Here is a 14,341-nt window from a genome sequence, read left to right on the forward strand (position 1 = left end):
CATGGACAGGAATCGTGTAGAAGGTACAGCGAAGGAGCTCAAGGGCTCGGTCAAGGAAGCGATTGGCAAGGTCACCGGCAATCGCGCGAAACAGGCCGAAGGAGCGGCCGAAAAAATAGCCGGCAGGATACAGGCGAGAATCGGCGAAGAAACCGAACAGGTACCAGAGCGTGTGAAGAGTTAGCGAGCCGAAACTTCACGTACCCGCAGCTTCATTTATCCCGCCCCCCGGTTTCGGGCGCATCAGGTCAGGCACGCAAGCCGTGCAATGACGCACCGCGTGCGTAGCGCCTCGCACGCTGCCGGTGCTCGCCGCGTCGCGCCCTCGCGGCGCGGCGTTCGACACACGGAACGTGTAAATTTCTGTTACGGTCCAGAGTCAGTCGGCGCACTCGTCGCGCCGGCGCCGCATCGCCCATTCGAGGACGCTTCATGCTGGGATTCGACGTCGGCGCGGCCAGGAAAGTCTGGACCGCGTCTCTGCTCGCGCTGCTATTTTTCCTCATCTATATCGCGTCGACGACGGTGCTCGTCGTCGTGTTCGCGGTGTTTTTCAGCTATCTGATCTACCCGATGGTGGTGCTGGTCGAACGCGTGAGGCCGCGCCGCATGCCGCGCGTCGTGTCGATCGCGGTCGTGTTCATCGTCGTGGTCGCGCTGCTCGCGGTGGTTGGCTCACTGTTCGGCGTGGAATTGCAGGATCAGGCGACGCGCCTCTTCACGCAACTGCCCGCGCTGCTGCGCACCGATGTGCCGAACCGTTTTCCGCTTCCGCATTTTCTCGAACCGCTGCGCGAGCGGATCGTCGATTTCGTGCGCAGCCAGATCGAGACCGGCTCGGACAACGCCGTGCCGTTGGCGCGCAGCCTCGGGCTCGGCGTCGTCCACGCGGCGAGCAACCTGATCTACCTGGTGCTGATTCCGATCCTGAGCTTCCTGCTGATCAAGGACGGCGAACGGATGCGCGACGCGTTTCTGGCGTTGCTGAACAGCCGGCATCGCGTGCTGTGGAACGAGATCGTCGACGATCTGAACGTGCTGCTGTCGAAGTACGTGCGCGCGCTGCTGTTTCTGTCGCTCGCCACGCTGTTTAGCTACGGCGTCGTGTTCTCGCTGCTCGGCGTGCCGTACGCGTTTCTGCTCGCGGTCAGCGCCGGGCTGCTCGAATTCGTGCCGTTCGCGGGGCCGCTTGCCGCGGTCGCGATCACGCTCGTGGTCGCCGTGTTCAGCGGCTATCCGCACCTGTTGTGGCTGGTGATTTTTATCGGGCTGTACCGGCTGTTCCAGGACTACGTGCTCAATCCGTATCTGATGAGCGAAGGCGTCGAGGTCAGTCCGTTTCTGGTGATCGTCGGACTGCTCGCGGGCGATCAGCTTGGCGGCGTCGCTGGGATTTTTCTCGCGGTGCCCGTCATCGCGACGCTGAAAATCGTGATCGGCCGGGCGCGCGTGTTTTACTCGGCGTCGCACGGGCAGGGCGAGGCCGCGCGGCGCGCGCTGACGGGCAGCACCGACGACGAGGCGTAGCGCGCGGCTCGCAGTTGGCGCAGCGACACCGCGCGCTGCCTGGCATCGCTAACCTTCTCCAGCGATGTGAGCTTCGATGCCGGCGCGAGGCATCGTCGCGCCAGCGGCGCTGGCCGCCGCCACTTCGCGCGGCACGCCCTTCACGCGCGAGACCCACAGCACCGCCGCGCATGCGACCGCCACCGCCGCCCAGCCGACGGTTCCATACCCGGCGATGCGGCCATCAGCCGACGTGCTCAGCATCAAGCCGCCGAGCCACGCGCCAGTGCCGGTGCCGAGCGCCTGCAGCGCGCTGTTCGCGCTCAGGAACGCACCGCGTCGCGCGGGCTCGGGGACCGTGGTCAGCAGTGCCTGCATCGGCACCATGCGGCCGTTCATCAACACGAGGAAGCACGGGAAGAACAGCACGAGCGCGTAGAACGGCAGGTTCGGCAGATGCGTGATGAACAGCACCGGCACGAACGACAGCAGCGCCGCGCAGCGGAACACGCGCTGCGTGCCGAAGCGGTCGGCGAATCTGCCGACGAGGCGCGACGTGAAGAAGGTCGCCGCGCCGCCGGCCATGTACAGCCACGACAGCTGTCGCGGCGCGACGCCGTGATTGGCGACCAGCATCGGCGCAATGAACGGGATCACCAGCATGTGCGCGATCATCATCATGAACGTCAGCGCGAACGCGTTCAGATGGCTTCGGTTGCTCAGCAGGCGCCACAGCTCGGGCAGTACTTCCGCGAGCGGCGGCTGCCGGCGGCTCAGATGCGCGGCCAGCGACGGCACCTGTTGCGAGGCCGCGAACCACACCAGCAGCGACAACGCGACCAGCAGGAAGAACGGCGCCGCCCAGCCGAACTGCGCGCCGAGCATCACGCCGGCCGGCACGCCGGCGATCGCCGCGAGCGAGAACGCGGTCATGATCGTGCCGGTCGCGGCGCCGCGCCGTTGCAGCGGGATCACGTCGCCGACGATCGCCATGATCACGGAGCCGAGCACGCCGCCGGTGATGCCCGCGAACGCGCGCGCGGCGAGCAGCAGCGCGAACGTCGACGCGAGCGCGCACGCGAGGTTCGACAGCGCGAACAGCGCGTAAATGGTGAGCAGCAGACGGCGCCGGTCGAAGCGGTCGATATAGGTCGCCGCGAACAGGCCCGACAGCCCGGAGCACCACGAATACGCGGATACGGCCGTCGCGAACGCGGCCGGCGCGATCTGGAACGCGCTCATGATCTGCGGGCCGAGCGGCATCATCACCATGAAGTCCATGATGATCGTGAACTGCGTGAGCGCGAGCAGCCACAACAAACGACGCTCGTGCCGTGCAGTGATTGAGTACATCGGTTGATTTCCTTTTGTCGTTGTTCGAAGTACGCCGCTAATGCCGCGCGCCACGCGAGCAGAAGCTCAGTCGTCGATCGTTTCGTGGACCGCGACCGCGCCCTGTTTCCAGTAGCTGGCCGCGCGAATCCGCGTTTTGTCGACGCCGCGCTCGCCGCATAGATGCTGACGCACCGCGCGGATCGTCGCCGCTTCGCCGGCGGCCCACACATAGCCTTCACCGTTCACCGGCAGCCAGGTATCGCGCACCGCGTGCAACAGCGCTTCGCTGCGCGCGCCGTTTTGCGTGTTGGCTTCGTTGCGATAGCACCAGACCAGATGCACCTCGGCCTGCGTCGTGAACTCGATGCGCGCCGACGGATCGGCGACCTCGATCACCGCGGCGACGCGCGTGCCGGCCGGCAACTCTTCGAGACGGCGCGCGATCGCGGGCAGCGCGGTGTCGTCGCCGATCAGCAGATGCCAGTCGAAGCCGGTCGGAATCACCAGCGAACCGCGCGGGCCGCCGACGCCCAGATACTGGCCCGCCTGCGCCTGCGCGGCCCACGTCGCCGCGGGGCCCGCGTCGTGCATCGCGAACTCGATGTCGAGCTCGCGGGCGTCGCGATCGAAACGGCGCGGCGTGAAATCGCGCGCGGTCGGCCGCTTGCCTTCCGGGAACACCGGGCCGTCGGGGCCGGCTTGCGGCAGCGTAGGTTTGTCGGCGCCGGGGTCGGGGAAGAAGACCTTGATGTGATCGTCGAACGAGGCTGAGACGAAGTCGTCCAGATCGGCGCCGGTGACGGTCACGCGAATCAGGTGCGGCGTCAGCGCGCGCACCTGCTTGACCTGCAGCAGACGAAACTTCAACGGATGCCGTACGCGATGCACGGCGAGATCAGGGCGAGTGGGTTGCTCTTGCATGTGGGCGATGCTCCAGTTCGGTTCGGGAGGACGCGCGGGTCGCCTCGTGGACGGGCGCGTGTTGTCAGGCGGTCGGCTCGCTGTCGTTGCCGGGCTTTGCGATGTCGCCACGGTTGCCGCCTTCGATTTCTTTGGCCGCGCGCATCAGGATCGCTGCGATGCGGCGCTGTTCGTCGGCCGGCGCGTTGTCGCGGCGCAGCAGCGCGTTCTTCAGCGTGCGGCGCGCTTCATTCAGCTCGGGCACCCAGCCGCCTTCGCTGACGTCGGCCGGCTCCTCGCCGGCAAACGCGCGGCGCACCGAATCCATCTTGCGTGCGATATGCGAGAGTCGCGCGAGCATCAGCTCGACGCGCTCGCGGTTCGCGGCCAGATATTCGCGGCCCGCATCCGCCAGCTCATAGCGCTTGCGGTTGCCTTCGAGCTGCACGGTGACGTAGCCGAGTTCTTCGAGATAGGTCAGCGCTGGATAGACCATGCCGGGACTCGGGCTGTAGAAGCCGTTCGAGCGCGTTTCGAGCGCCTTGATCAACTCGTAGCCGTGACTCGGCTGCGCTTCGATCAGCGATAGCAGCAGCAGTTGCAGATCGTCGGAGCTGAATTTGCGGCCACGCGGGAAACCATCGCCGTCGCCGCCGAAGCCGCCGGGGCCGCCGCCACCGTATCTGCCCGGACCGCCGAAACCACCGCCGAAGCGCGAGCCACGGCCGCCGAAGCGCCATTCGTGATGGCGGCCAAAGGCGTGACGCAAAACGTGCAGCAGGTAGTGGTGGCGGGCGCCGGAGGAAGCGCATGCTTCGGAGGCGCCCAGGTCGGCGACTTCGCTCGCCTGCGGCGACGGAAGGCGGAAACCGGCATGAAAACGGTCGCGCGCGCCGCGCGGACCGGAAAAATGATGAGGATGACGCATCTGGGACTCTCCTATGAGTGTCGTAAGATGCATCTTAAGATATATATCTTAAGATTGTCTGTCAAACTCTTTTTGCGATCTTATCGGCGCACAACAAAGTCTGCGGCATACGAAAACCCCGCTTTCAGAGACAACAAAGTCTGCAGCAAGTCCAAAAAGCGCATTGCAATGCAGCATTTTCTGCCGGGGTTAGCAGGGTTTGAACGCCTGAAAGTAGGGCGGAAGCAATGGCGTTTTTTCGGTCGCTTAAATAGGGATGGATTGAAGTGATCCCGTGCCTCGGATCAAGCAGACGTCTTCGACTCATGACTTTCGGACTCTTGCTCATGCGGAGATTGTCGCCCTTGCCGAAGACGCGCAACGTCCACTGGTCGGCCTCGTCGACATTGATCCGCGGCAGCGCCAGATTCTCATTCCCCACCAGCTCCGCCACGGAATGCATGCTGGCGCTCGGAGATGGTATGGCTGACTACATGAGGGTGCGCATTCGTCCCGCCGGAGGCGGCGCTCCACGAATGTTTCGATGCGCTTTCATGCCGGTGGCCTTCTTAAGGCGGGAAGGAGGTGCGGGCCAGGCTCGTGACTAGCCCATCGCCGGAATCGGGCGACATTCGCGGGCAGTTTCGAGTGGCGCAATGTCGGCCATTGCCGACGGTCAGCTATTGGCTGTGGTCGGTCGGCTTCACGACACTCTCCGGCCGTTCACACCCTCAGCGGTCGTGAGCGACGCGTCTCGCCATCCCCAACGCGTACTTACGACCCACAACAGCCCGTTGACGCCCTTGGGAACGGACACTCGCGACGGGCAACGCGGGCCTAGATTTTCGGGGTAGAACAACCGATTAGTCGTGACATGCGCAAAGTTCGAACTCATGGCCATCAGGGCTAACGAACACAATGCTCTTCATGGCTTCATTGTTTAGCCCGTCGAGAGCGACTGTTGCCCCAAAAGCCTTGGCGCGATCCAGAAATATATGCAAGGCGGATACGTCAAATTCGAACACAGGAACGCATCCGCTCCCGACGAACTCATCGCCAAAATCATTTAGCAGCAACCCGAAGCGGACTTCACCGAGCGAGAATTCGGTCCACTTATCCGACCTGCGGATCGGCGCGCGTTCCAACAGGTTTTCCCAGAAAGCAGAACTGCGTTCCATGTCCGACGCTTTCAAATAGGTGGTTCTAATCCGCATTGAATGCTCCAAGAACGTTTTCGGAAAGACGCAACAGATAATAGAGGTTTCAAAAGTTTCACGTGAACAATTAATTGTCCACGATCTATGCACGAATATAGACTGGCCGAGCATCGCCTCATGCGACTGGCATATCCCCAGCAATAGGCAGTTGCTTTCCCATCTCGAACGCACGAAGCTCGTAGCCAAGTTCCTGATACAAATCGACCGCCTGTTCATTAAACGCCCAAACGGTCAGCCTCATGTCGTTGGCACCGTTTTTTCGTGCCCACTCTTCAGCAAGTTTCATCAGCGTGCTCCCGACGCCGCGTCCCCGCAGTCGTTCCAAAACAGCGACTGAGCCAATGCGGCCAACGGTCAACGGTTGCAACAGTGGACTTGTCGGCTGCATCACTTGAACGGTGATAAAGCCGACCGCCGTGCTGCCATGCTCGGCGAGAAACATGGCTCGATCTTCTCCCTGAAGGCTTGATAGCCAGTGCGGCTTGTCTCGAGCGAACTCTTCAGTGGCGTTTGCATAGACGTCAGGACGTGCCTGATGGTGGATCGCGTTCAAGATTTGACCCAACTCGCAAATTTTCAAAATGTCGTCCACGGTTGCGCGGCGATAGCTTATCGAGTCGGTCATCTTCAGCTCTTGATGGTGGGGGAAATAAAAAAGGCGCCTTAAGCGCCTTGGTCGTTTGCACATGGAATGGACCGTGAGGTCGAATTCCTTGCTATGGACGTAACGACCCACGGCGCAGCGGATAGCGACCGTGATGATGGTGGTGAGCCTTGCTCGGGACGTTACGAAGTTCCATGCTGTTAATATTGGCACAAAAACAATTTCTGCGTGAGCACATTATTTTTTTGAGTGGCGGCTGTGTCTAACCGGGCATATCGGCCAGCAACGCCCATCGCTCGTGGTCGCGCCATTCGCCATTTACGCGGAGATAGCGAGGAGAAAAACCTTCCTGTTTAAAACCCAACCGCCGCACAAGTGCGATCGACGCGATATTCCCTGGTTGAATATTTGCCTCCACCCGATGCAATCCAAGTTCGCTGAAAGCATAGATCACAGCTGCCCGTACCGCGTCCGTCATCAACCCTGCCCGGGCGAAGTTCGACATTCCGTAATACCCGAGATAGGCGCTGCGAAAAGCGCCCATTACTATTTCGTTAATGTTCACCACACCGACAATTTGAATCGATGCCACTTCACGCGCAATGAGGCCGACGTTCGACCCGGTGAGACCACCTGAAAACCAGTTATCGAAGCCCGTTTGATCGGTAAAGGATGGGCAGTCTCAAGAGTCAAGTGCAACGTTTAGCTAATCCAGCCTTCTCTAACTCTTTAGCCATTGCTTCCTCGGGGGAGTCCCAGCCGAGCGTCTGGCGAGGCCGCCCGTTAAGCAATTTGGCGATGTCATTGAGTTGGGTCTGCGAGAGCGTCGAAAGGTCTGTGCCCTTTGGCAGAAACTGACGCAGCAAGCCGTTGGTGTTCTCATTGCTGCCGCGCTGCCAGGGCGCATGCGGATCAGCAAACCAGATATCGATATTGAGCCGCCTGGAGAGCTCGACATGGCAGGCCATTTCCGTTCCCCGATCCGTAGGTCAGGCTCTCGCGAAGAAAGGCCGGCAACTTCTTCATTTGCCGCGAGAAGCCTTCCAGCGCATTCCTGGCCGTACAGCCATCCATGCGGCACAGAATCACGAAGCGCGTCTTGCGTTCGACCAGCGTGCCCACGGCGGAACGATTGAACGCACCCTTGATGAAGTCGCCCTCCCAGTGCCCCGGCAACAGCCGTTGCTCGATCTGCTCGGGGCGATATTGGATGCGCAAATCCTCGGGAACATAGCTGCCGCCAGCAAGCGTCGTGCGCCGATTTCCGCGCGCCGGTTTTTCCTGGCGCAAGGCTGCGATCATGGCTGGTTTCAGCGAGCCACGTGCATAGGTGTAAATGGCAGCATAGACCGTCTCGTGGCTGACGTGCTGACTTGGGTCGTCTGGATACATGGCCCGCAGTTTGGCAGCGATTTGCTGCGGCGACCAGCGCCAGTAGACCAGGTGATCATGCACATGCCGATAAAGCGCGCTGCCTTCGATCAACTTGCGCGGCCGTACGCAGCGCCGACGACGCAGCCGATAGGCCGAGGCCGCCTGCGTCGCACAGTAGCGCGGCGCGTCCACGCTGCAATTACGCGCCAGTTCGCGCGACACCGTCGAAGCGCTGCGCCCCAGCAGCCCCGCAATAGTTCTTATGCTGCCGCCCTTTTGATGTTCGATCATGATCGCCGCGCGTTCTTCCGCACTCAAATGTTTGTAGTTCTTCTTCATCGCAACACCCTACCTCATTCAAGGTGTTGCACTTGGAACTAGAGACTAAGCAGTGTGGGGCCTCGGCTACATGCTCGTTGCAACCTCAAACTAAAGCGTCACCTGTTGGACGCTCGAAAGTGACATTCAAGCCGCTTCCTCTGCTTTCCGTGTACACCGCGCGCAACGCCGTGGCTACAGGGTTCATCGGGTCTCTTGCGCTGCAACTCCCGCAACTCAATGCGCGAGTGAGCCTGGTGACACTCACGTTCGCTCTGGATTGCTGTGACCGTGAAGCGTAAGCACCTCGCGACGGCCGTCCGCAACGCGGCGCCCGCGTGAGGCATGATCGGGAATCGGGTTACGTGTCTGCAGACGCCGATGGGCCAGACTGCCGAGGCAGCTTCGTGGCCACGTTCCATGGCAACAGTTCGTCGATACGGTTGATGGGATGGTCAGCGATATGGGTCAGTACGTATTCGAGGTAGGCGCGCGGGTTGATCCCGTTGAGCTTGCATGTGCCGATCAGACCGTACATCGCGGCTGCCCGCTCGCCTCCGCTGTCGGAGCCGGCGAACAGGAAGTTCTTGCGGCCCAGACTCACACAGCGCAGCGCGTTTTCGGCCAGGGCGTTGCTGATCTCAGCACGGCCCTCTTCGCAGTACAGCGCGAGCGCGTCCCACTGGTTTGAGCGAGTAACGGATCGCTTTGGCAAGGTCGGATTTCTTCGACAGCGTCGCGAGCTTGTCCGTCATCCACGTCTTGATGGTCGCGAGCAGCGGCACGCTTTTCTCCTGCCGCACGCGCAGCCGTTCAGCAGCGGGTTTGCCACGGATATCCGCCTCGATGCCGTAAAGTCCACCGATCAGTTCGAGCACCTCTCGGGTCGCCTCGGTAGGCGTTCGGGCATGCACGTCGTATATGTACCGTCTCGTGTGGTCCCAGCATGCAGCTTCACGGATCTTGCCGCTCTCGTACAGTTCGTTGAAGCCACTGTAGGCGTCGGCCTGCAGGATGCCCTCGAATCCAGCGAGATGGGTCTGGGGGTGGATGCCTTTGCGGTCGGGCGAGTAAGCAAACCACACCGCGGCCGGTTCGGTCGAGCCCGAACGGGTGTCATCGCGCACATACACCCACAGTCGCCCGGTCCTTGTCTTCTTCTTGCCCGGCTCGAGCACCGGGATCGGCGTGTCATCCGCGTGCAGCTTCGACGGTGCCATCGTGTGGCGGCGCAGTGCCTCGGTCAGTGCATCGCAAAGGGCCTCGCACTGGCCGACCCAGCGGCCCATGCTGGCCGGATCGAGCTTCACGCCGTCGCGCGCGGCAATCTGCGACTGCCGGTACAACGGGGCGTGGTCAGCGTACTTCGAGACGACGATGTCGGCCAGCAGGCTCGGATGGGCGATGCTGCGCGTAATCGGCAGGCCGGGCATCGGCGGCTGCGAGAAGTGGTGGCCGCACGGACAGACCGTCTTGCGCCGGATCTCGCGCTGCCGCATTTCGGACACGTTGCGTCGGCGTCGAGTACGCGTTCTTCGCGTGGCAGATGCGGCGGCAGCGCTTCTTTCGGCGATGCGTTGCCCACAGGCGTGCTCGCGCTTGATTGGCGGGCGCGCCGCACATCAGAGACGCCGCGCTCGCCCGTCAAGTCCTCGAGCGCGGTTTCGAGCCGTGCAACCTCCCGGTCCAACTGCTCGGACTTGCGCCCGAATTGCATGCGCCTAAGCTTGTCGAGCTGCGCCTTGAGCTGCTCGATCTCCAGATCGCGCTCGGCAAGCTGGGCACGAGCCTCGACCAGCAAGGCTCGCAGAGTTTCAACATCGTCAGGAAGTTCGGCGCCGTTCGACATGCGGCGCAGTTTACGAGTCTTCTGCTCGGTTTACAACATCGACAGTGCAGCGGTGCGACGCGGCTGCCGCCAATCGATGCCTTCGAGCAACATCGACAATTGCGCCGCCGTCAGATGATCGGCCTGCGGCCAGACGAAGCGGCCCCGCTCAAGCCGCTTCGCAAGAAGCCAGAGCCCGTCCTCGGTCGCCCACATGACCTTCACCAGATCGCCGCGCCGGCCCCGGAAGATGAACACGTTGCCGCCCAGCGGATTGTCCTCGAGCGCCGTCTGCACCTTCGCCGCCAGCCCCTGGAACCCGCAGCGCATGTCGGTGACGCCTGCCACCAGCCAGACGCGTGTACCCGTGGGAACAGAGATCACGATCGCATGCTCCCCAGTACGACCCGTAGCGTATCGGCGTCGACGATGCCGTCCACCTTGACTACCACGTCACCGAACTTGGATCTCGATCGTCCCGGCTCGTGCAGTCCGGTTGCCGACGTCCCTTGCATCTGGGGGCATCGCCACTGCGGCGGCGTTTCATGGACCACCGCCACGGGAATCAGCGACGTCGTTTCCGCCTGCAATTGCTCGCGATAGCGACGCCGCCAGGTGAACAGCATATTTGCATTGATGCCATTGTCCCGCGCCAGCTTCGCGACCGATGCACCAGGCTCGCATGCAGCGGCCGCAAGCCGGCGTCGAAACTCGCGATCATAATTCAGGCTTCCCTTGCGGCTACCCGGCTTGGCTTCCGACTCTGTCACAGTGATGTCCATCAAATCGAAAATGATGGGCACCACTTTGATGTCGCTTCTCGCCGCCGTCAACGACGGTCGTCGTGAGGTGCTTACCGTGAAGCGATGAGCTGGGTGGCGACAACTGGTGGCCACAGTGGCGACGTGGTGCGTGACGTCATGCTGGCAGCCGTCGAGAAGCGCTTTGGCAACGTCTCGAAGGCACCGGCTGAAATTGAATGGCTGACGGACAACGGCTCAGGCTACACAGCCGGAGAAAACCAGGACCTTTGCGTCTGACATTGGTTTGAAACCGTTGACCACACCGGTGTGCAGTCCGCAAAGTAACGGCATGGCAGAAAGCTTCGTGGAAACGATGAAGCGTGACGATGTCGCCTTCATGCCGAAGCCAGATGCCGCAACCGCAAATCGGGGAGCCGGTGGATCGGGATTTCGTCGACGTAGCAGCGCACGACGCTCGCCCGCACCATGCCGATAACTTCGCACAACGACACAACAACACACATCGTCGAATCGCACGCCTGGCTGTCGCGATTCCTTCCCATCCCATGGGCTTGTCCCACCGCGCTGCGCCGAGCCTGCTCGAAACGCGCAACCAGTTGGCAAGCGCCTTTCAATGGGTGACAGTACCTGCTCGGTTATTGCGCCGCTGCGCTGGCTTCGTCGAGCAGCTTCATGTCTTCGGAAGAAAGCTGCAAGTGAGTTGCTGCAGCCAACCCTTTCAGTTGCTCGACGGACGTCGCACTGGCAATCGGCGCCGTCACGCTCGGCCGCGCGATGATCCAAGCGATTGCCACCGTTGCAGGTGTCGTGTTGTTGCGCTTCGCGACTTCAACAAGAGCATCGATGATCCGTAACCCGCGGTCGTTGAAATACTTGTCCACAAGCGCGCTGCGCGCACCCTTCGCGGCGTCGGCCTTCGAACTGTACTTTCCGCTCAGGAAACCGCTTGCCAAGCTGAAGTAAGTAACCACCGCCAATTTGTGCGCCTGCACGACTGGCTCGAGATCGGTTTCGTAGCCCTCCCGATCGTAAAGGTTGTACTCCGGCTCAAGAACCTGATACGCCGGCAACCCCGATTCCTTTGATACCTTCAGTGCTGCCTCGAGCCGCTCGCCGCTGAAGTTCGACGCTCCGATCACGCGCACTTTCCCCGCCTCGATCAACCTCTGATATGCGCCGAGCGTCTCTTCGAGCGGCGTCTTGTCGTCGTCGATGTGGGAGAAATAGACGTCGATGTAATCGGTTTGTAGCCGGCGCAGCGACTCGTTGACGGCTGCCTCGATGTTCGCCGCCGACAGCCCTGGCCGCTTCTTCCACATGCCTACCTTGGTCGCGAGCACGATCTTTTCCCGCTTGCCGCTTTGCCTGAACCACTTGCCGATGATGGTCTCGGACTCGCCGCCCTGATTGCCCTTGGCCCAGTGCGAATAGCTGTCGGCGGTATCAATGAAGTTCAAGCCAAGGTCGACAAAGGCGTCGAGGATGGAAAACGACGTGCGCTCATCGGCTGTCCAGCCGAACACGTTGCCGCCAAAGACGAGGGGTGCGATTCGAAGATCCGACGTTCCAATGGTGTGTTGTTGCATTTTTTCTCTACTCTGAGACGTGGGTTGGAAACACTAAGGGTTCTGTCGCGGTAAGGCGATTTGGGTGAACGATAGCGATATGATGAGGCTTACTTACATCGCCAGCGAGTAGAATTGCCGGGCGGCCGATGGCTTGAGTTTGCGTGCGTCTTTCATCTGCCCTTTGGCGATCATATGCATGAGTTCGATGCCGCTCAACAAGATGCGGGCACAAGGGAAATCATGGAATCCCAACATGGGCCGGGTACGGCGCTTGATCGCCCGATGGCCTTGTTCCACGATATTTTTCAGATACTTGGCCTGGCGGATCTTGATGGGCGTCTCACGCTCGGCATTCACGGCATGTAGGCCGGCCAGATTGGCACCGCTCTCTTCACATAGGTTTCGTCCATCCGCCAGCGCTTGCCGACCGGGCGCTTGCAGCGGCGGAACGCCCTTTCAAGCACCGGCAGAAGCTTGATGGCCCACCGGTGCACGGTCGAATGATCGACCGCGCACCCCGTTCGGCCATCATCTTCTAGAGATTGCGCAAGCTGAGCGGGTAGGCCACGCACCAACGCACGCACACCAACATTATCTCGAGCTGATAGTGCAACCGCTTCAGCACTTTGGCTACCGTCGGACTCAGCGCTTTCATTGTCGTTCACATCATTCCGTAAGGTCCCGCAGCATGCCCGCCTCCGCTATTGCAACAGAACCTTCGAGAGCGCCCGGGCATGGAAATATGACCGACTTTTCTACAGCCGACGATAGCCGTGTAGACCTGCGATCCTTCAGGACGGCCGCAGGTCGATGTCGCCGCATCACCGCGACGCCTTGAGATAGGGCCCCAGCAGTGACAGGTCCGCAACTGAAAGACGATCGTGTGCGGTCTGCACCTGATGCCAGTACGGGTAGAGCAGGGGCGGCGCGCTCACCTTGTCGAGCCGTTCGCGCGTTTCGGCGCTCAGCCTGAGATTCGCCGCGCCGAGGTTGTCGAGCAGTTGCTTCTCGTTGCGCCCGCCGATGATGACCGACGTGACGGCGGGGCGCCCGAGCGTCCATGCGAGCGCGACCTGAGCGGCGGAGACGTTCTGCTCGCTGGCGATCTCGACAAGTGTATCGACAATCGACCACAGTCGTTCGGCGTCGCGAATCGGCGGCTCCGTCCAGCCCGCGAGCTGACGCGTGCCCTCGGGTGTCGAGTCGCGGCGGTGCTTACCCGACAGCAAGCCGCCTGCGAGCGGGCTCCAGACGAGAATGCCCAAGCCTTGATCGAGCGCGATAGGCGCGAGTTCGTACTCCGCTTCACGTGCTTCGAGCGTGTAATGGATCTGCTGGCTCACGAAGCGCGACAGGCGATCGCGTTCGCTTACATGCAACGCTTTCATCAGGTGCCAGCCTGAGTAGTTCGAGCAGCCGACATATCGGACCTTGCCATGCCGGACCAGCAGCTCGAGCGCTTCAAGCGTTTCTTCGAGCGGTGTGAGTCCGTCCCATTCGTGCACCTGGTAGAGGTCGATCACATCGGTCTTGAGACGGCGCAAGCTCGCCTCGCAGGCTTCTATCAAATGATGCCGCGACAGGCCCCGGTCATTCGGGCCGTCACCCATGGGAAAGCGGGCTTTCGTCGCGATCAGCACGCCGCCTTTGCGCTTGCCGCCGAGCGCCTGGCCGACGATTTCCTCCGACGCACCGTTCGAATAGACGTCCGCCGTATCGATCAGGTTGACGCCCGCGTCGATGCACATGTCGATCTGGCGGCGCGCCTCGTCGAGGCTGACCTCCCCGACGCTCGCGAATTTGCCTTTGCCGCCCATCGTCATCGTGCCTAGCGTGATGGTCGACACCTTGAGGCCCGAACGGCCGAGTTGACGGTAGTCCATGATGAAGCAATCTCCATGTATGTTGCAAGGATTCACAGCCGGCGGGCGGTAGTTCAGTCCGATGGCGCCCGCATTGGGTGCCCAGTGTTCTTTGACGTGCCCAAGGATCCCACGATAACGGAGACTGAATTATCATG

The 14,341-nt window shown here is 61.6% G+C and carries 12 protein-coding genes and 5 pseudogenes; 3 read left to right on the plus strand and 14 right to left on the minus strand.

The genetic code is table 11. The features are described 5' to 3' along the window. Position 1: 1 nt before the first annotated feature. The gene (locus tag OKW35_RS26505) at positions 2 to 184 is read left to right on the plus strand and encodes a CsbD family protein (RefSeq protein ID WP_184066114.1); all 183 of its coding nucleotides are present in this window, start codon (positions 2 to 4) and stop codon (positions 182 to 184) included. A gap of 248 nt (positions 185 to 432) precedes the next feature. Beyond that, positions 433 to 1,527: an AI-2E family transporter gene (locus OKW35_RS26510; protein ID WP_184066111.1), complete on the plus strand. Its 1,095-nt coding sequence runs from the start codon at positions 433 to 435 to the stop codon at positions 1,525 to 1,527. 48 nt (positions 1,528 to 1,575) lie between these two features. On the opposite strand, the gene OKW35_RS26515 is transcribed toward OKW35_RS26510, so the two are convergent. The 11 genes and pseudogenes from OKW35_RS26515 to tnpA form a co-directional block, all read right to left on the minus strand. Then, a complete protein-coding gene (locus OKW35_RS26515; protein WP_429353401.1) occupies positions 1,576 to 2,859 on the minus strand; it encodes an MFS transporter in 1,284 nt (427 codons plus the stop codon). Between the two features lie 66 nt (positions 2,860 to 2,925). After that, the gene (locus tag OKW35_RS26520) at positions 2,926 to 3,762 is read right to left on the minus strand and encodes a siderophore-interacting protein (RefSeq protein ID WP_429353402.1); all 837 of its coding nucleotides are present in this window, start codon (positions 3,760 to 3,762) and stop codon (positions 2,926 to 2,928) included. 64 nt (positions 3,763 to 3,826) lie between these two features. Next, positions 3,827 to 4,669 carry a PadR family transcriptional regulator gene (locus OKW35_RS26525; protein ID WP_184069014.1) on the minus strand — a complete coding sequence of 281 codons (843 nt, stop codon included), beginning with the start codon at positions 4,667 to 4,669 and terminating at the stop codon, positions 3,827 to 3,829. A gap of 124 nt (positions 4,670 to 4,793) precedes the next feature. Continuing rightward, positions 4,794 to 5,111, minus strand: a complete 318-nt coding sequence (locus tag OKW35_RS26530; protein WP_429553596.1) for a hypothetical protein — start codon at positions 5,109 to 5,111, stop codon at positions 4,794 to 4,796. Between the two features lie 400 nt (positions 5,112 to 5,511). Beyond that, positions 5,512 to 5,862, minus strand: coding sequence for a VOC family protein (locus tag OKW35_RS26535; RefSeq protein ID WP_429553597.1), 351 nt, complete (start codon positions 5,860 to 5,862; stop codon positions 5,512 to 5,514). A gap of 118 nt (positions 5,863 to 5,980) precedes the next feature. Further along, on the minus strand, positions 5,981 to 6,490 hold the full coding sequence (locus tag OKW35_RS26540) for a GNAT family N-acetyltransferase (RefSeq protein ID WP_187619027.1): 510 nt from the start codon (positions 6,488 to 6,490) through the stop codon (positions 5,981 to 5,983). 241 nt (positions 6,491 to 6,731) lie between these two features. Continuing rightward, a pseudogene (locus OKW35_RS26545) lies at positions 6,732 to 7,142 on the minus strand (GNAT family N-acetyltransferase); the annotation flags it as partial. Positions 7,143 to 7,158: 16 nt separating this feature from the next. Then, a pseudogene (locus tag OKW35_RS26550) lies at positions 7,159 to 8,182 on the minus strand (IS30 family transposase). A gap of 340 nt (positions 8,183 to 8,522) precedes the next feature. Then, positions 8,523 to 10,010: pseudogene (gene tnpC, locus OKW35_RS26555) on the minus strand (IS66 family transposase). A 30-nt stretch (positions 10,011 to 10,040) separates the two neighbouring features. Beyond that, positions 10,041 to 10,337 carry an IS66 family insertion sequence element accessory protein TnpB gene (gene tnpB / locus OKW35_RS26560; RefSeq protein ID WP_429553598.1) on the minus strand — a complete coding sequence of 99 codons (297 nt, stop codon included), beginning with the start codon at positions 10,335 to 10,337 and terminating at the stop codon, positions 10,041 to 10,043. A 32-nt stretch (positions 10,338 to 10,369) separates the two neighbouring features. Further along, positions 10,370 to 10,822 (minus strand): IS66-like element accessory protein TnpA, encoded by a 453-nt coding sequence (tnpA, locus tag OKW35_RS26565; RefSeq protein ID WP_429553599.1) that lies wholly within the window; start codon positions 10,820 to 10,822, stop codon positions 10,370 to 10,372. A 24-nt stretch (positions 10,823 to 10,846) separates the two neighbouring features. Here tnpA and OKW35_RS26570 point away from each other — a divergent pair. After that, a pseudogene (locus OKW35_RS26570) lies at positions 10,847 to 11,162 on the plus strand (DDE-type integrase/transposase/recombinase); the annotation flags it as partial. Between the two features lie 226 nt (positions 11,163 to 11,388). On the opposite strand, the gene OKW35_RS26575 reads toward OKW35_RS26570, so the two are convergent. The 3 genes and pseudogenes from OKW35_RS26575 to OKW35_RS26585 form a co-directional block, all read right to left on the minus strand. Next, the gene (locus tag OKW35_RS26575) at positions 11,389 to 12,339 is read right to left on the minus strand and encodes an aldo/keto reductase (RefSeq protein WP_429402986.1); all 951 of its coding nucleotides are present in this window, start codon (positions 12,337 to 12,339) and stop codon (positions 11,389 to 11,391) included. 93 nt (positions 12,340 to 12,432) lie between these two features. Further along, a pseudogene (locus OKW35_RS26580) lies at positions 12,433 to 12,976 on the minus strand (IS6 family transposase). A 166-nt stretch (positions 12,977 to 13,142) separates the two neighbouring features. Beyond that, positions 13,143 to 14,204, minus strand: a complete 1,062-nt coding sequence (locus tag OKW35_RS26585; protein ID WP_184068846.1) for an aldo/keto reductase — start codon at positions 14,202 to 14,204, stop codon at positions 13,143 to 13,145. Between the last annotated feature and the right edge of the window lie 137 nt (positions 14,205 to 14,341).

It is taken from the genome of Paraburkholderia sp. MM5477-R1 (assembly GCF_050436385.1).
Taxonomy (GTDB): Bacteria; Pseudomonadota; Gammaproteobacteria; order Burkholderiales; family Burkholderiaceae; genus Paraburkholderia; species Paraburkholderia tuberum.